The following is a 16357-nucleotide window of genomic DNA, read 5'->3' as shown; positions in this document are numbered from 1 at the left end:
GGCGGCCACCCGCTCACGACCTGATGAGTGCTTTGATCTCGTCAAGCGGCGTGCGCGTGAGCGCCGAACCGACCCCGCATGCCACGGCGCCCGCGTCGAGCCATCCGGGCACGTCCGCCGGTGCCACGCCACCGGTCGGCACCAGCGGCGCGTACGGCAGCACCGCCAGGACGTCCTTCACCCACTGCGGCGTCGGCGCGGGGAACACCTTCACGGCGTCCGCGCCCGCCTCGAGAGCCTGCACGACCTCGGAAACCGTGCCTGCACCCGGCAGCACAGCCGCGCCGTACCTGTGTCCGGCCCGGATCACCGACGCGTTCAGGTTGGGAGCGACCAGGAACTGCGCGCCCGCGCGGATCGCGGCCACCGCCGAAGCCTCGTCCAGCACGGAACCCGCGCCGATGGTCGCGTCCGGATAGGACTCTCGCAGGTGCTGGATGGCCTGGGGTGCCTGCGGGTTCGTCAGCGGGAGCTCCAGCGACGTCAGGCCTGCGTCCAGCAACTCGACGGCGGCCTTGACGGCGGAGTCGGCGTCCTGCGTGCGGACGATCGCGATGATGCCCTGCCGCACGACTGCCCGGGTGATCTCGTAGCGGTAGCTCACGCAGTCAGACTACTACACATAAATTAGGAATTATTGTAGGCTCCCCGCCATGTCCGTTCGCAGAGTCGCGTTGGCCATCGCCTTGATGTCCTTGGTGGCGACACCCGCACACGCCGGTGACGACCAAGGAGCGCCCACTTACTACGACAGTGGAGTCGCCAAGACCCCGTACATGGGGTGGAACACGTACTTCGGCCTTGGTGCGCCGAACGAGAAGGACGTGCGCGGTGTCGCGGACTTCCTCGTGGGCAGCGGCCTGCGCGACGCGGGCTACAAGATCGTGTGGATCGACGGAGGGTGGAACGCGCCGACTCCCCGTGACGGCGCGGGAAACCTGGTGGAGGACCCGGCGAAGTTCCCCGGCGGCTTCCCGAAGCTGGTCTCGGACCTGCACGCCAAGGGGCTCAAGGCCGGCATCTACACCGACGCCGGGCCGTCCGACGGCGAGCACTGTGCGGCCGGCAGCGGTGGTGGCTACTACGAGAAGGACGCGAGACGGTTCGCCGACTGGAAGTTCGACGCGATCAAAATCGACTTCCTCTGCGGGATCTTCGCGAACCTCAAGCCCGCGCAGGCGTTCGCGGACTTCAGCGCCGCCGTGCAGAAGGCGGGCCGGCCGATGGTCCTGAACCTGTGCAACCCGGTCACCGACGAGTGGGGCGTCCCGCACACGCCGGACCAGGTCGCGCACATCTCGTACACGTTCGGTCCGCTGCTGGCCGACTCGTGGCGCACCTCGACCGACGTCGCGTTCGGCACGCCGTACGAGGGCATCTGGCGTGACGTGCTGCGCAACATGGACCGCAACGCGTGGCACGCCGAGTCCAACGGTCCGGGCCACTACAACGACCCGGACTACCTGATCCCGATGCGCAAGACGCAGCAGGGCACCTACGAGCTCAACGAGGAGGAGTCCACCTCGCAGTTCGTGATGTGGGCGCAGATGGCCTCACCGTTGATCATCGGCTCGGACCCGCGCACGCTGCCGCCGTCGATGGTCTCGACGCTCAAGAACCCGGAGATCCTCGCGGTCAACCAGGACCCGCTGGCGATCCAGGGCGTGCGGGTCGCGTCGACCGGTGACACCGACGTGTACAGCAAGGTGTTGTCACGCAGGGGTGAGCGCTCGGTCGTGCTGCTGAACCGCCGTGACGTGCCCGCCGAGATGACGGTGAACTTCGCCGACGCGGGCCTGCGCGGTGCGGTGTCGGTGCGTGACCTGCGTGCCCGCACTGATCGAGGTGTGCAGTCGGACAAGTACACGGTGACGGTTCCTCCGCACGGCACGGCGATGTTCAAGCTGCGCGGCACGGACCTCGTGCCCGGTGAGGCCGTCGGAGCGGACGCCACCGCGTCGCCCGCCATCGCCCGCGTCGGTGAGGAAGCGATCGTGTTCTCGCGCGGTCTCGGCGGTGAGCTGAAGATGCTGCGCGGCGGCAAGTGGTCGAGCCTGGGCAAGGCGATCCTCGGCCAGCCCGCGGTCCGGACCGTCGGTTCGGACGTCGAGGTGACCGTGCGCGGCACCGACAACCGGGCCTGGCAGAGGAGGCTCCACAACGGACAGTGGGGAACTTGGAAGTCGTTGGGCGGCAAGCTCGCCGACGCGCCTTCGGTGTCTCCGGACGGCACGATCGTCGCTCGCGGCTCGGACGGCGAGGTCTGGCAGTACAGCGGCACGTGGACCTCGCTCGGCGCGCCCGGTGACGCCCCGATCTACGGCAGGCCGAGCGTGGCCGGCGGTCAGGTGGCCGTGCGGACCGCGGACGACAGCGTGTGGGTCCGTCCGGTGTCCGGCGGCTCGTGGACGTCACTCGGAGGCGTGATCTCCGGCAGCCCGACCCTGGTCGAGTACGCCGACCGGATCTACCTGTTCGCGCGGGCAGGTGACTACACGCTCTGGCAGGTCAACCGCACGGACGGCGCCTGGGGTGGCTGGTTCAAGCGCAACGAGTTCCCGAGCAACTCGCTCGTCGGCGCCGTCGGTGCTACTGCTGGACCGGACGGATCGGCGTGGACGGTGGTGCGCGGGCCGGACAACAAGGTCTACCGGCAGAAGCTCTAGGAGAAACTGCATGAAGTGCGCGGTGGTGTCGGGGGCGGCAGCGGGAATCGGTGCCGCCACGGCACAGCACCTGACCGACAACGGCTACCGGGTGGTCGGCATCGACCTCACCGGTGACGTGGCGGTGAAAGGCGACGTCAGCGACCCGGAGACGTGGCGGCGGGCGGTGGAGCTCACCGACGGTGTGGACGCGTTGGTGAGCAACGCCTTCACGGTCGACGTAGCTCCGCTGGACGCGACCACGCCGGCGTCGTGGGACCGCCAGCTCGGGGTCAACCTCGGCGGCGCGTTCCACGGCCTGCGGGCCTGCCTGCCGTCGTTGCGCGAACGGCGTGGCGCGGTCGTGCTGGTCTCGTCGGTGCACGCGCACTTCGGCATCCCCGGACACGGCGCGTACGCGGCCTCGAAGGGCGGCCTGGTCGCACTGACCCGCCAGCTCGCGGTCGAGTACGCGCCGGACGTCCGGGTCAACGCGGTGCTGCCTGGTCCCGTGCTGACCGCGGCGTGGGACCGGGTTTCCGCCGAAGATCGTGAACGCAGTGCCCGAGCCACCCCTGCCGGACGCCTCGGCGACCCGGCCGAGGTGGCGTCGGTGATCGGATTTCTGTTGTCTCCGGGGACGTCCTTCGTGACGGGCGCGGAGATTCTGGTCGACGGCGGCTGGTCCGCGGCAAAGGACAGTTCATGAAGGTGACAGCGGTCGAGACGTTCCTGGTCGGGCCCCGCTGGTTGTTCCTGAAGGTGAGCACGGACGAGGAAGTGACCGGCTGGGGCGAGCCGGTCGTGGAGGGCAGGGCGGAGACGGTCCGCGCGGCCGTGCACGAGCTGTCCGACCTGGTCATCGGCCAGGACCCGCTGCGCGTCGAGGACCACTGGCAGGTCCTGCGCCGCGGCGGTTTCTACCGCGGGGGCCCGGTCCTGTCGTCGGCACTCTCGGGCTACGACCACGCGTTGTGGGACATCGCGGGCAAGGCACGGGGTCTGCCCGTGCACGAACTGCTCGGCGGCCCGGTGCGTGACCGGGTGCGCGCGTACTCGTGGGTGGGCGGCGACCGCCCGGCGAGCGTGCACGAGGCCGTGGCGGGCCAGGTCGCGGCCGGGTTCACCGCCGTGAAGATGAACGCCACAGCCGAAATGCGCCCCATCGCCTCCCCCGCGCAGGCCGAGGCGGTGCTGGAGCGCGCGCGGGAGGCCCGTGCGGCGCTGGGCCCGGACGGTGATCTCGCGCTCGACTTCCACGGCCGCGTTTCTCCCGCCATGGCACGACGTCTGGTGCGGATGCTCGAAGAGGTGCAGCCGATGTTCGTCGAGGAACCGGTGCTGCCGGAGCTGCCACCCGAGGTGCTGGCGTCGGTGGTGCAGGCGTCCGCGGTGCCGATCGCGACGGGCGAGAGGCTGTTCTCGCGCTGGGAGTTCAAGCCGGTGCTGGAGGCGGGCGTCGCGGTGGTGCAGCCCGATCCGTCCCACGCGGGCGGCATCTCGGAGCTGCGGCGGATCGGTTCGCTGGCCGAGGTCTACGGCGCGTCGATCGCACCGCACTGCCCGCTCGGGCCGATCTCGCTGGCGGCGTCGTTGCAGGTCGCGTTCACGACGCCGAACTTCCTGATCCAGGAACAGAGTGCGGGCATGCACTACCACGGCACGGACCCGGCGTACCTGGTGGACATGGCGCCGGTGCGGGTCGTGGACGGGTGGATCGCCCGGCCGACCGGGCCCGGGCTGGGGGTGGAGGTCGACGAGGCGGCGGTGCGGAGGGCGGCGGAGGTCGGGCACGCGTGGCGGTCGCCGATCTGGCGGCACGACGACGGCAGCTTCGCCGAGTGGTGACAGCGCCTGTCAGCGGCTGCCAGTGAGGTGTGCGGCCGGTACCAGCGCCGCGGGCCAGCCTGGTCGTGTTGCCGGATCACGACCTCGAAGGAGCCCGAATGCACGTCACGATCATCGGTGCCGGCCTCGGCGGCCTCACGCTCGCCCGCGTGCTGCACGTCCACGGCATCCCGTCCGTGGTCTACGAAGCCGAGGAGTCACCGACGTCGCGAGCGCAGGGCGGGATGCTCGACATCCACGACTACAACGGCCAGCACGCCGTCAAGGCCGCGGGCCTCGTGGACGAGTTCCGCGCCCTGATCCTCGAAGGCCGCCAGGCGATGCGCATCCTCGGCCCCGACGGCACCGTGCTGCACGAGAAGGCCGACGACGGTTCGGAGGGGCGGCCCGAGGTGATGCGCGCCGAACTGCGGCAGATGCTGCTCGACTCGCTCCCCGCCGGAACCGTGCGGTGGGGCCACAAGGTGACGAGCGTCGAGGGCCGTGAGGTCACGTTCGCCGACGGCTCCAAAGTTGCTCCGGACCTGCTGGTCGGCGCGGACGGCGCCTGGTCGCGGGTCCGGCGCGTGCTCAGCGACGCCACGCCCGAGTACACCGGCGTGGCGTTCGTCGAGACCTACCTCCACCACGCCGACACCCGGCACCCCGCCGCCGCGAAGGTCGTCGGCGGGGGCTCGTTGATGGCGCCCGGCCAGGGCAAGGGCATCTTCGCGCACCGCGAGCGCGGCGACACGCTCCACGCCTACATCGACTTCACCAAGCCCGAGGAGTGGTTCGACACCCTCGACGTCACCGACCCCGCACAGGTCGCGCGGGAGTTCGAGGACTGGGCGCCGGAGCTCACCGCGCTCATCACGGAGACCGACACGGTTCCGTTGCTGCGCAAGCACTACACCCTGCCCGCCGGCCACCGCTGGGACCGCGTGCCCGGCGTGACGCTCGTCGGTGACGCCGCGCACCTCATGCCGCCCAACGGTGAGGGCGCCAACCTGGCCATGGTGGACGGTGCCGAACTGGCCGAGGCCCTCGTCGCGCACCCCGGTGACGTGGAGGCGGCGCTCACCGAGTACGAGGAGGCCATGTTCGTGCGGGCGGCGGAGACCGGTGCCGACAGCGAGGAGCTCATCGAGAGCTTGTTCGGGGAGAACCCGCCGGAGAAGTTGCTCGAGCTGCTCGAACAGCAGTGACGAGCAGGACCGCCATGAGGGCGACTCCCGCCCACATGGCGGTCCTCCAACCGTCCACGAAGGACCCACCCGCGTCGACGGTCCTGGCCACCAGCGCGCCCAGGAACGCGACGCCGAGCGCGGTGCCGAGCTCCCTGGTGACGTCGTTGAGCGCGGAGGCCACGCCCTGGCGCTCGCGTGGCAGCGCACCGGTGATCGCCTCGGTGGCGGGCGGCATGGACAGTCCGGTGCCGACGCCCATCGCGATCATGCCGGGCAGGATCGCCGGGTAACCGCCCGCCGACACGAGCACCGCCATCAGCGCGAGGCCCGCGCCGCCCAGGGCGATCCCGGTGGCGGTCGTGGCGCGAGGCCCGATCCGTTCGGCGAGGCGAGGGGCGAGACCGGACGCCACCATCATCGACCCGGCCATCGGCAGCAACGCCACGGTGGCCAGCAGGCCCGACCATCCCAGCACGGTCTGGAAGTACGGGTACAGCACGATCGACACGCCCGCCTGCACCCCGAACACCGTCACCAGCACCGCGGAACCGTCGGCCAGGCCACGTTCGCGGAACAGCCGGACGTCCAGCAGAGGAGCGCTCTGGCGCAGCTCCCACGCGACGAAGGCGACTCCGGCGGCGACCCCGGCGACCAGGCTGATCACCGAGCCCTCGTGCAGGAAGAAGATCAGCCCGGCCACGGTCACCCCGGACAGCACCGATCCGACGACGTCGAACGGGTGCTCCGCGGCTTCACGCGAGTCGGGCACCGACCGCGTGGTCATCACCAGCGCGACGACCACGAGCACCACCGGCAGCACGAACAGGTAGCGCCAGCTCGCCCAGTCGACGAGAACCGCCGACAGGAACATGCCGAGCAGACCTCCGCCCCCGGCGACACCGGTCCACACCCCGATCGCCCGCCCGCGCTCCCGCTCCGGGAACGTCGAGGTGATCACGGCGAGCGTCACGGGCATGATCGTCGCCGCGCCGATCCCGCTGAGCACGCGTGCCGCGAGCACCAGTTCGACCGACTGCGCCACTCCCGCGATCACGTTGGAGACGCCGAACACGACCAGGCCGGCGACGAGCACCGGCTTGCGGCCCCACCGGTCGCCGACCGCGCCGAGCGGCAGCAGCAACGCGGACAGCGTGAGGACGTAGACGTTGATGATCCACAGGACGGTGCTCTGCGAGGCGCCGAACTCGGCGGCGAGGTCGGGCTGGGCGACGTTCAGGCCGGTCACCGAGGAGATGACGGCCATCAACGCCACGGAGACCGCGATCAAGGTCTTGCGATGTGTCATGCCGCGACGGTAGGCAGACCTTGCGGACCAGGCATACGATCATGCGCATGACGCAAGAAGACGGCGATCTCGACAGCCTCGTGCGCAAGCGGATCCGCGCGCTCCGGGTGGCACAGGGCTGGTCGCTGGACGAGCTCGCGAGCCGCGCCAAGCTGAGCCCGTCCTCGCTCAGCCGCATCGAGAACGGCCAGCGCCGGCTCGCCCTCGACCAGCTCGTCACGCTCGCGCGGGCCCTGGACACGTCACTGGACCAGCTCGTCGAGACCGACACCGACGACGTGATCGTCAGCCCGATGATCGACGGCGCGCACGGCCTGATGCGGTGGCCGATCAGGGCGGAACCCGGCATGACCGTGATGCGCCAGCGCATGACGAACCCGCCGCCCGACAACCCGGCCTCGCTGCGCGCGCATTCCGGACGGGAGTGGCTCGTCGTCCTGTCCGGCACCGCCGTCCTGCTGCTGGGCAACCGGCGGTTCCGCGTGGAGACCAACCAGGCGGCCGAGTTCCCGACGATGCTCCCGCACGCGATCGGCACCGCGGGCGGACCGTGCGAGATCCTCGGCATCTTCGACCGCGAGGCCCGGCGCGGCCACAACGCGGACAAGGTGTTGCGCGACCGGCAGCGTTGACGCTCATCGCCTTGCCTTGAACGCAAGTGATCGTGCACCTGGCGCATGGCCGTCCTACGGTGGCCACATGAACGATCACGGACACGGCCAGGCGGAGATCCTCGATCTCGACGCGGAAGTCGTCGCCGAGCACACCGCCTCCATCATCAAGTGGCTGCCCGTCACGAACCCGCGCCAGATCGTGGACCTGGGCTCCGGCACCGGCGCCGGAACGTTCGCGCTGCTGACCCAGTTCCCCGAAGCGCACGTCACCGCCGTGGACGCGTCGGTCGACCACCTGCAAAGCCTGCGGGACAGAGCCTGCGAGCACGGTCTGGCCGACCACGTGCGCACGGTCCAGGCCGACCTCGACGCGCAGTGGCCGGACGTCGGTTCGCCGGATCTGGTGTGGGCGTCGGGGTCGCTGCACCACCTGGCAGACCCCGATCGAACCCTGCGTCAGGTCCACGACGCGCTCGCGCCGGGCGGCGTGCTCGCCGTCGTGGAGATGGCGGGCTTGCCGAAGTTCCTCCCGGACGACGCCCCCGAGAGCCACCTCGAACAGCACCGGCACGACGAACGCGTTCCTCACCGCGGCGCGGACTGGGGTCCCAAGCTCACGGCCGCGGGCTTCACGGTGCAGGGCGAACGGACGCTCACCATCCACATCGGACGGTCTCCGGCGGTGGAACGGTACGCGCACGCCGTGTTGCGGCGGCTGCTCGATCCCGAAGCACTGCACCGGGCCCTGAGCCGGGACGACCTCGCACTGCGCGCCGAGCGAACCGTCTGGGCGGCGAGCAAATGAACCACGAGGAGTGGCGCCGGGCCAGGCGGGACGAGATCGCGGACAAGGTCAAGGTCGTCGCCAAAGGCACCGTCACCGGTCACGAAACCCGTGTCCTACCAGGAATCCCGGGGGAGTGGCGGATCACCGAGTCGGGTGCGTTGACGCACACGGCTGACGGCGTGACGCGCGAAGTCCCCAGCGGCAGTCCTGTCGAGCTCGGCACGGGGCGGGTCGCTCTGGCCGGCGGTGCGGACGGCTTCTACGGCGTGGTGGTCACCGACGACGGGGTCCAGGCGCCGAGCGGAATCGACGCCTATCCGTACGACCCCGCCTGGGTCTTCGAGGGCGAGTTCCGCGCCGCACCGGACGGTCGCCGCCTCGACGTCGAGCACCTGACGTCCCCGCGCACCACCGACTCGGTCCTGGCCCCGGTCGACCTGGTCGTCACGATCAACGGCACCGAGTACGTCCTGCACGTCATCGAAACCATGCCGGGCCAACGACTTGTCGTCTTCACCGACGAGACGAACGGCACCGAGACGCCCGCGATCGGCCGCTGGCTGGTGCTCCCGCTGCTGGAACCCGGCAGCAGGCTGACGGTCGACTTCAACCAGGCCTCCCTCTCGCACCATCACCTGGCCCCGGCGGTCTTCAGCTGCCCCCTCTCACCGCCCGGCAACCACCTCCCCACGCGAGTCGAAGCAGGAGAACGCGCGCTGATGTACGACCTCAAGGAAAAGACCACCACCTACCTGCGCCACCTGGAGAACAGGGAGTGGGACGCGGCACGGGCGATGTGCTCCGAGAACGCCACCGTCTGGCACAACGACGGCAAGGGCGACTCGACGATCCAGGAGAACATCGCCGGCATGGCCGCCAAGGTCGGGCCCATCTCGTCCATGCGCTACGACGTCACCCGGCAGTTCGACCAGCCAGGTGAGGTGATGCAACAGCACGTCGTGAAGGTCGTGATGAAGGACGGCGCGGTGTTCCAGGTAGACGCCGCCGTGTACTTCCGGTTCGAGGAAGGGCTGATCACCCGCATCGAGGAGTACGCGAGCCTGCCCGGCTGACGCCAGGTCGACGAACCGGTCACGTCCCGAACAGCACCCGGAACACCGCGCCCTCACCCGGCGCGGTGTCCAGCTCGATCCGCCACCCGTGCGCCGCGACCAGTGCGGCCACGATCGCGAGCCCCAGCCCGGTGCCGCCGGGTCCGCGCGCGGGATCCACGCGGTAGAACCGTTCGAACGCCCGCGACGCCTGCTCCGGCTCCAATCCGGGCCCGTGATCAGCCACTTCGACGCGGTCGGACGTGAGCCGGACCTCGATCGGCGACCCCGCCGGCGTGTGGATCAGCGCGTTGTCGATGAGGTTGGTCAGCACCTGCCGCACCCGCGCCTCGTCGGCCTGCACCAGCACCGGTCCGGTGGGAAGTTCCAGCGAGACGACACGGTCCGCGTCACGAACGCGTGCCTCGACCACGGCATCCGTGACGAGCACGACCAGGTCCACAGTGGACAGCGACAGGGGCTGCGCCGAGTCCAGCCGTGCCAGCTGGAGCAGGTCCTCGACGAGCAACCCCATCCGTTCGGCGTGGTCCTCGATCCGCTTCAGCACCTCGGCGGCGTCCGTCGCCGCGCCCTGCCGGTACAGCTCGGCATAGCCCCGGATCGACGTCAACGGCGTCCTCAGCTCGTGCGAGGCGTCGGCCACGAACTGCCGCATCCGGTTCTCCGACGACACCCGCACCGCGAACGCCTGCTCGATCTGCCCCAGCATCGTGTTCAACGCCGACGCGAGCCGCCCGACCTCGCTGCCGGGCCGCCGCACCGGAACGCGCCGGGACAGGTCACCGGCCGCGATCTCCCCTGCGACCTGCTCGACCTCCTCCAACGCCCGCGTCGAGGCCCTGACCAGCGCATACCCGGCCATGCCCACGAGCAGCAACGCGCCGAGGCTGATCAGCAGGAACGCCACCCGCAGGTCACCGACGGCCTTGTCCACCTCGGACTGGTCGGTCGCCACGATCAGCTCCGCACCATCGAGCTCGTGCATCACGAGTCGGTGCGAGCCGACGGTGACGTGCTCGCCGGGCGTCAGCTTCCCGTAGCCCGGCAGCCCTTCGAACGGCGTGCCGGACAGCACCTCCGAAGGTGACCGCAGGATCACGTTCTCCCGCCCGGGAAACGGCCGGGCGATCGCCGCCGCGCGGTCCAGGCGGGCGTCGAGCTGGTGCAGGAGGTAGTTCTCCATCACTTTGGACCCGATCAGCCACGTGCCGAACAGGCCCGCGGCCACCAGGGCGACGAGCACGACCACCAGCCGCACGCGCAACGTCATGGGCGGATCATGTACCCCAGGCCGCGAACCGTGTGGATCAGACGCGGCTCGGAGGAGTCCACCTTGCGCCGCAGGTACGAGATGTACGACTCGACCACGCCCACGTCACCGTCGAAGTCGTGCGACCACACCTGGTCGAGGATCTGCGCCTTAGACAGCACCCGCCCGCTGTTGCGCATCAGGTAGTGCAGCAGCCGGAACTCCGTCGGCGAGAGCTCCACGACCCGCGAGCCGCGCCGCACGACGTGGCTTTCCACGTCCAGCGAGAGATCGCCGCAGGTCAGCTGCTCGCTCTCGCCACCTGGCCGGGTGCGGCGCAGCACGGCCGTGACGCGCGCGATGACCTCCTCCAGGCTGAACGGCTTGGTGATGTAACCGTCGCCGCCGATCGTGAGGCCCGTGATCCGGTCGTCCGTGCTGTCGCGCGCGGTCAGGTACAGCACCGGCACGCGCACGCCGTCGGAACGCAGCCGCCGCACCACCTCGAAGCCGTCGCGGTCGGGCAGCATCACGTCGAGCAGCACCAGGTCCGGCGCGTCCGAGCGGGCGGCCGTCAACGCCTCGGAGCCGGTTGCCGCGCTGGACACGGTGAACCCGGCGAACCGCAGGCTGGCGCACAGCAGTTCGCGGATGCTGGGTTCGTCCTCGACGACGAGCAACCGGCCACGTTCCACGCGTGAATCCTGCATCAGCCGTTGGACGGCCGCTGGGTGATGGTCTGCCCGGTCACTGTGCCGTCCTGGCCGGCTTGACCCTGCACGACGACCTGCTGGCCCGCCTTCAGGTCGCTGAGCTTGCCCTCTGACGTGATCTGCACCTTCGTCGTGTCCGAAGTGGACACCTTGACGATCTGGCCGTTCGGCGTCTTCACGTACACCGTGGTGCCGTCGACGTGGTCGATCGTGCCCGTGGTGCCGCGGCCTCCGAAGTTGCCGCCGTTCGGGCGGTTCTGACCGGACGGCGGGGTGCCGTTGAACTGGCGGCCGGCCGCGTTCTGGCGCGTCGGGGTCTGGGTGGAACCGAAGGACTTCTGCACGAACACCCCGCCGACGAACGCGACGATCGCGAGCACCGCCACCCCGAGGATCATCGTGGTCTTGCCGACCCCGCGCTTGCGTTCCTTCAGCTCGGTGGTCAGGTCGTCCTCGAGCGGCTGGTCGAGTGGATTGGACACAGAACTTCTCCTTATTCGTGCCTGAGGGCTTCGATGGGGCGGAGCTTCGCCGCGCGGGAAGCCGGGTAACTGCCGAAGAACAGGCCGATCAACGCCGACACCGCGAACGCGAGCAACACCGACGACGGCACGAGCACGGGCTTGATGCCCGCGATGGTGAACTGGCTGCCGATCATGCCCGCGGCGACGCCCAGCGCCCCGCCGAACAGACTCAGCAGCGTGGCCTCGATCAGGAACTGCCCGAGGATCGACGACCGCGGCGCGCCGACCGCCTTGCGGATGCCGATCTCGCGGATCCGCTCGGTGACGGTGACCAGCATGATGTTCGTGATGCCGATTCCTCCCACCAGCAACGAGATCGCGGCCACCGACGCGAGCAGCACGGTGAACGTCTCCGTCGTCGCGGTGCGCGCGGTGAGCAGCTGGTCCTGGCTGAGGATCCGGTAGTCGGCGGTCGTGCCGGTGATCTTGTGCCGGCCGTTGAGGATCGTGGTGACCTGGGCCTGCGCGTTCGGCAACGCGTCGGCTGACCGGGCCTGCACGACGATCTGGGTGAGGCTGCCGTAGCCGGTCAACGCGTTCTGCGTGGTCGTGAGCGGCGCGACGGCCATGTCGTCGGCGTCCTGCAACCCGCTGGAACCCTTGGCCGCCAGCACTCCGACGACGGTGAACGGGATGTTGTTGACCAGCATGGACTTCCCGACCGGATCGGTGCCCGGGAAGAGCTGGGTGGCGACCGTCGCGCCGATCACGACGACCTTGCGCGCCTGCTGGACGTCGTTGTCGGAGAACAGGTTCCCCTGGGCGACAGCGCTGTTCGTGGTCTCGAAGTAGTGCGGATCGGAGCCGATGAACTGGTTGATCGCGTAGCTCGTGCTGCCGTAGCCCGCGGTCGCCTGCGCGCTCACGACCGGCGAGGCGTACTTGACGTCGGGGGAGTCGGGGCTCACCAGCGCCGCCGCGTCCGCCGTGGTCAGCGGCTTGGCGCTGCTGCCGGGCTGGGCGCGCTGCGGGCTGATCGTCAGGATGTTCGTGCCGAGCCCGGCGATGCTCTGCTGCACCGCGCTCGACGCGCCGTTGCCGACCGCGATCAGCAGGATCACCGACGCGACACCGATCAGGATGCCCAGCGTGGTCAGGCCGGACCGCATCTTGTTCGCGGTCAGGCCGCGCACGGCGAACGCGCCGATTTCGAAGAGCCTCACACCAGCACCCCCGCGACTCTGCCGTCGACGACCCTCACGGTCCGCATGGCGTGCGCGGCGACCTCGTCCTCGTGCGTGATCAACACGACCGTGCGGCCGCTGGCGTTGAGGCGGTCGAGGATGCCCAGAACCTCGCGGCTGGACTCGGTGTCGAGGTTCCCGGTGGGCTCGTCGGCCAGCACGATCGCGGGCGACGTGACGAGCGCACGGGCGATGGCGACGCGTTGTTGTTGGCCACCGGACAGTTCGTTGGGCTTGTGGTGCGTGCGTTCCTTGAGGCCCACGAGCTCCAGCGCGGCCAGCGCCCGCTCGCGACGTTGGGCACGTCGAACTCCCGCGTACACCAGCGGGAGCTCGACGTTGGCGAGTGCCGTGGTCCGCGGCACCAGGTTGAAGGACTGGAAGACGAAACCGATCTTCCTGTTGCGCAGCAAGGAGAGCTGCTCCTCGTCGAACTCGCCCGTATCGATGCCGTCGAGCAGGTACTTGCCGGACGTCGGCACGTCGAGGCAGCCGAGGATGTTGAGCAGCGTCGACTTGCCCGACCCCGACGCGCCCATGATCGCGATGTACTCGCCCTTCTCGACGGTCAGGTCGAGTCCGCGCAGTGCGTGCACGGCGGTGTCGCCGGCGCCGTAGGTCTTGCGGAGGTTCCTGACCTCGATGACGGGGCTCATCGACCGGTCCCGGTGCCGCCGAAGCCGCCGTTGCGGTTGCCGCCACCCGTGCCGGGGAAGTTGCCACCCTGCTGCTGACCGGTGCGGTTCTGGTTGGTCGACGTGGTCACCTGCGGCAGCACGACCTCCTCGCCGGCGGTCAGCCCGGACTTGATCTCCACGTACTGGTCGCCGCGAACGCCGATCTCGACGGTCTTGCGGGTTTCCGCGCCGTTCTCCATCACCTGGACGCTGCTCTGGCCGCTGACGGTCTGGACGGCCGCGGCGGGCACGGCGAGGACGTTGGTCGCCGAGTTCACGGTGACCTCGACGCTCGCCGACTGACCTGGCCGCAGTCCCGCGGGCGGTTCGGTCAGCGTCAGCGTGACGCCGTACTGGACGACGTTGTTCGACGTGGTGGGGGTGAGGTCGACCTGAGTGACCTTGGCCTGGATCGGCTGCGTCGCCATCGCGTTGACCGTGACGGTCGCGGCCTGGTCGCCCTTGAGCTTGCTGACGTCGGACTCGGAGACGTTCGCGTGCACCACGAGGTTCTTCAGGTCGGTGACGACGACGAACCCGGACGTGGTGGTGGTGCTGGTCGTTGTGCTGGAAGTGCTGCTGTTGTTGGTGGAGGTGCTGCCGCTGCCGACCTTCTGCCCGACGGCACCGGTGATCGATGTGATCGTGCCGTCGCCGGGCGCGGTGAGCGTGGTGGCGGCCAGCGCGTCCTGCGCCTGCTTGAGCGCGAGCTGCGCCTGCCGGTACGCCGTGAGCAGCGCGGTCGTGCCCGTGCCCTTGGCCAGCGCCGCGTCGACGTTGCCCTGCGCGATGTCGACCTGCAGCTGAGCCTGCGTGGGATCGAGCTTGGCGAGCTGCTGGCCCTTGGTGACGGTGTCGCCGACCTTGACGTCGACCTCCGTGACCGTGCCGCTGGTGCCGAACGACGCGGCGGCGCTGAACGAGCTCTGCACCGTCCCCGACGCCGTCACCACCTCGCTGACGTCGCGGTTGGCTGCTGCGGCGGTGCGGGCGGTGGTGGTCTGGGCGCTGCCGGTGGAACCGAAGAACACCAGGTAGCCGGCCACACCGGCACCGAGGAGCACCACCACGAGCAGCCCGTTGATCAACAGGGATCTGCGACGTCGACTCATGGGGACGGATCGTCGTCTGCCAAGCTGTAGACCGGCTGCGAGTTTCCTGGCAGTTTCCTGATGATCGAGAGGCTCATTTTCACCCGAATGAGCACCTTGTTGCTCTTCGAGAAAGCCCTAGCGTCGAGGCATGGCCACGACCATTGCTTCCACCGCCTACAGCCGGGATCTGGGCGAACAACTGCGCAAGCTGCGCGAGACCTGCACCGACCTGAACGGAGCCGCGCTCGCGGTCCGGCTCGGCTGGGATCCGAGCAAGCTGTCGACCATCGAGACCGGCAAGTACCGTGCCAGTGAGATCGATCTCGTCCAGTACTTGTCCATGTGCGGCAAGGACATCGACTTCTTCGAGGACTTCAAGCGGCGCTACCGCAACGCCTTCGACGAGTACATCGTCGAGGTGTCGGACAATCTGCGCACTCTCGCACTGGCGGAGTCCACTGCCAAGAAGATCATGCGTTACGACACGCAGGCAGTGTCCGGCCTCCTGCAGACACCGGAGTACGCCGACGGCCTCTATCGAATGACGGGTTTCGTTGCCGAGGAGCGAATCTCTGCGCTGGTACAGTCCAGGATCGATCGCCAGTCGCTCTTGAAGCGCCATGATCGGCCGACTTGCTTGTTTTACGTCCACGAGGTGCGCCACGAGGCGCTTGATGTTCGAGTGAGGGTGAGAGGCCCTTGCCGTCTGGTCGTCGCAGCGGCTGGGTGAAGCTGGGAGCAGTCTGACCTGGGGAACGCCGGGGAGGGCGGGAAGCAGCTCTGACAACGCCGGGACGTGCCAGCACTGCCAGATGGTGCGGGTCCGGCTAGCGAGGCCCGAGGGTGCAGCGTGAGCGAACCAGTGGTTGACGCCCCGTAAGAGTGGAACCGGCTCCAATCTGGCGGATATGGGCCGGGGTGCAGTGCGCGGCTGTTGTTTCGTGAAACAGCCGACTCCATGGCCGTTTCTCATGGTCGGCGTGGAGGCCTCGCTGAAGGTCTGCGGCGTAGGCGTGGCGATGCTGCCGGGGTAGAGCTGGGTGCCTGCCGGGCTGATCGAACATCGAGTGAACGTGGGAACCATCCGTGGCCGCCCCGGCTTCAGGTATCCAGCCTGGAGGCTGGGGCAGGCTCGTTGCCGGCTGAGGGTCACCGGATGGGGCGGAGGTTCCGTAGTAGTCCGAGCACGCGAGAGGCGTGCACATGGCGAAGGGGACCAGTGATTCTGCAATCGGAGGATGCTGGAATGCCGGGAGGGCGCGGGTGAATACCCGTGAACCGGACGAGCTGACCCTGTTGAGGGCGGAGCGCCGGGTACTGGAGATCCAGGCCAAGTTGCACCGTTGGGCGGCCGAGGAACCTGGTCGCCGGTTCGATGATCTGTTCAATCTCGTGGTCGATCCCGCGTTCGTGCTGGTGGCGTGGGAAAGGGTGCGCGGCAACAAAGGCGCACGCACCGCTGGTGCGGACGGAG

At 69.3% G+C, this 16357-nt stretch carries 16 protein-coding genes and 1 pseudogene; 9 read left to right on the top strand and 8 right to left on the bottom strand.

Annotated elements, in window-relative coordinates; all coding sequences use genetic code 11:
* Nucleotides 1-13 precede the first annotated feature (13 nt).
* A complete protein-coding gene (locus AOM45_RS04110) occupies nucleotides 14-604 on the bottom strand; it encodes a bifunctional 4-hydroxy-2-oxoglutarate aldolase/2-dehydro-3-deoxy-phosphogluconate aldolase (protein ID WP_030474111.1) in 591 nt (196 codons plus the stop codon).
* Nucleotides 605-653: 49 nt separating this feature from the next.
* Between AOM45_RS04110 and AOM45_RS04105 the strand changes: the two genes are divergently transcribed.
* The 4 genes from AOM45_RS04105 to AOM45_RS04090 all read left to right on the top strand — a co-directional run bounded on the left by AOM45_RS04105 (nucleotide 654) and on the right by AOM45_RS04090 (nucleotide 5680).
* Nucleotides 654-2666 carry a DUF8189 domain-containing protein gene (locus AOM45_RS04105; protein WP_030474110.1) on the top strand — a complete coding sequence of 671 codons (2013 nt, stop codon included), beginning with the start codon at nucleotides 654-656 and terminating at the stop codon, nucleotides 2664-2666.
* Between the two features lie 10 nt (nucleotides 2667-2676).
* Nucleotides 2677-3354 (top strand): SDR family NAD(P)-dependent oxidoreductase, encoded by a 678-nt coding sequence (locus AOM45_RS04100; RefSeq protein WP_030474109.1) that lies wholly within the window; start codon nucleotides 2677-2679, stop codon nucleotides 3352-3354.
* On the top strand, nucleotides 3351-4493 hold the full coding sequence (dgoD, locus tag AOM45_RS04095; RefSeq protein ID WP_030474108.1) for a galactonate dehydratase: 1143 nt from the start codon (nucleotides 3351-3353) through the stop codon (nucleotides 4491-4493). The genes AOM45_RS04100 and dgoD overlap by 4 nt, the downstream gene beginning before the upstream one ends.
* Before the next feature lie 98 nt (nucleotides 4494-4591).
* The gene (locus AOM45_RS04090; protein WP_030474107.1) at nucleotides 4592-5680 is read left to right on the top strand and encodes an FAD-dependent oxidoreductase; all 1089 of its coding nucleotides are present in this window, start codon (nucleotides 4592-4594) and stop codon (nucleotides 5678-5680) included.
* On the opposite strand, the gene AOM45_RS04085 is transcribed toward AOM45_RS04090, so the two are convergent.
* On the bottom strand, nucleotides 5616-6968 hold the full coding sequence (locus tag AOM45_RS04085) for an MFS transporter (RefSeq protein ID WP_051784843.1): 1353 nt from the start codon (nucleotides 6966-6968) through the stop codon (nucleotides 5616-5618). The two genes, AOM45_RS04090 and AOM45_RS04085, sit on opposite strands and share 65 nt — an antisense overlap.
* 47 nt (nucleotides 6969-7015) lie before the next feature.
* Here AOM45_RS04085 and AOM45_RS04080 point away from each other — a divergent pair, with 47 nt between their 5' ends.
* The 3 genes from AOM45_RS04080 to AOM45_RS49180 all read left to right on the top strand — a co-directional run bounded on the left by AOM45_RS04080 (nucleotide 7016) and on the right by AOM45_RS49180 (nucleotide 9442).
* Nucleotides 7016-7600: an XRE family transcriptional regulator gene (locus AOM45_RS04080; RefSeq protein ID WP_174517887.1), complete on the top strand. Its 585-nt coding sequence runs from the start codon at nucleotides 7016-7018 to the stop codon at nucleotides 7598-7600.
* A 67-nt stretch (nucleotides 7601-7667) separates the two neighbouring features.
* Nucleotides 7668-8387, top strand: a complete 720-nt coding sequence (locus AOM45_RS04075; RefSeq protein WP_051784842.1) for a class I SAM-dependent methyltransferase — start codon at nucleotides 7668-7670, stop codon at nucleotides 8385-8387.
* Nucleotides 8384-9442, top strand: a complete 1059-nt coding sequence (locus tag AOM45_RS49180; protein ID WP_081902848.1) for a DUF1684 domain-containing protein — start codon at nucleotides 8384-8386, stop codon at nucleotides 9440-9442. The genes AOM45_RS04075 and AOM45_RS49180 overlap by 4 nt, the downstream gene beginning before the upstream one ends.
* Nucleotides 9443-9461: 19 nt before the next feature.
* On the opposite strand, the gene AOM45_RS04065 is transcribed toward AOM45_RS49180, so the two are convergent.
* Genes AOM45_RS04065 through AOM45_RS04040 form a run of 6 tightly spaced genes read right to left on the bottom strand, consistent with a single transcriptional unit; the run spans nucleotide 9462 to nucleotide 14901 of the window.
* Entirely contained in the window at nucleotides 9462-10712 is a 1251-nt protein-coding gene (locus AOM45_RS04065; RefSeq protein ID WP_030474102.1) for a sensor histidine kinase, read from the bottom strand.
* The gene (locus tag AOM45_RS04060; protein ID WP_030474101.1) at nucleotides 10709-11401 is read right to left on the bottom strand and encodes a response regulator transcription factor; all 693 of its coding nucleotides are present in this window, start codon (nucleotides 11399-11401) and stop codon (nucleotides 10709-10711) included. The genes AOM45_RS04065 and AOM45_RS04060 overlap by 4 nt, the downstream gene beginning before the upstream one ends.
* The gene (locus tag AOM45_RS04055; RefSeq protein ID WP_030474100.1) at nucleotides 11401-11886 is read right to left on the bottom strand and encodes a hypothetical protein; all 486 of its coding nucleotides are present in this window, start codon (nucleotides 11884-11886) and stop codon (nucleotides 11401-11403) included. The genes AOM45_RS04060 and AOM45_RS04055 overlap by 1 nt, the downstream gene beginning before the upstream one ends.
* An 11-nt stretch (nucleotides 11887-11897) precedes the next feature.
* A complete protein-coding gene (locus AOM45_RS04050) occupies nucleotides 11898-13091 on the bottom strand; it encodes an ABC transporter permease (protein WP_030474099.1) in 1194 nt (397 codons plus the stop codon).
* Nucleotides 13088-13768, bottom strand: a complete 681-nt coding sequence (locus tag AOM45_RS04045; RefSeq protein WP_030474098.1) for an ABC transporter ATP-binding protein — start codon at nucleotides 13766-13768, stop codon at nucleotides 13088-13090. The genes AOM45_RS04050 and AOM45_RS04045 overlap by 4 nt, the downstream gene beginning before the upstream one ends.
* Nucleotides 13765-14901 (bottom strand): efflux RND transporter periplasmic adaptor subunit, encoded by a 1137-nt coding sequence (locus AOM45_RS04040; RefSeq protein ID WP_030474097.1) that lies wholly within the window; start codon nucleotides 14899-14901, stop codon nucleotides 13765-13767. The genes AOM45_RS04045 and AOM45_RS04040 overlap by 4 nt, the downstream gene beginning before the upstream one ends.
* 130 nt (nucleotides 14902-15031) lie before the next feature.
* Between AOM45_RS04040 and AOM45_RS04035 the strand changes: the two genes are divergently transcribed.
* Together AOM45_RS04035 and AOM45_RS04030 are read left to right on the top strand one after the other, a co-directional pair.
* Nucleotides 15032-15613, top strand: coding sequence for a Scr1 family TA system antitoxin-like transcriptional regulator (locus AOM45_RS04035; RefSeq protein ID WP_030474096.1), 582 nt, complete (start codon nucleotides 15032-15034; stop codon nucleotides 15611-15613).
* Nucleotides 15614-16086: 473 nt separating this feature from the next.
* Nucleotides 16087-16357, top strand: a pseudogene (locus tag AOM45_RS04030) (hypothetical protein); the annotation flags it as partial.

It is taken from the genome of Lentzea aerocolonigenes (genome assembly GCF_000974445.1).
Taxonomy (GTDB): domain Bacteria; phylum Actinomycetota; class Actinomycetes; order Mycobacteriales; family Pseudonocardiaceae; genus Lentzea; species Lentzea aerocolonigenes.
The sequence above is the reverse complement of the archived record's forward strand: the minus strand, read 5'-3'. Positions and strand labels throughout refer to the sequence as shown.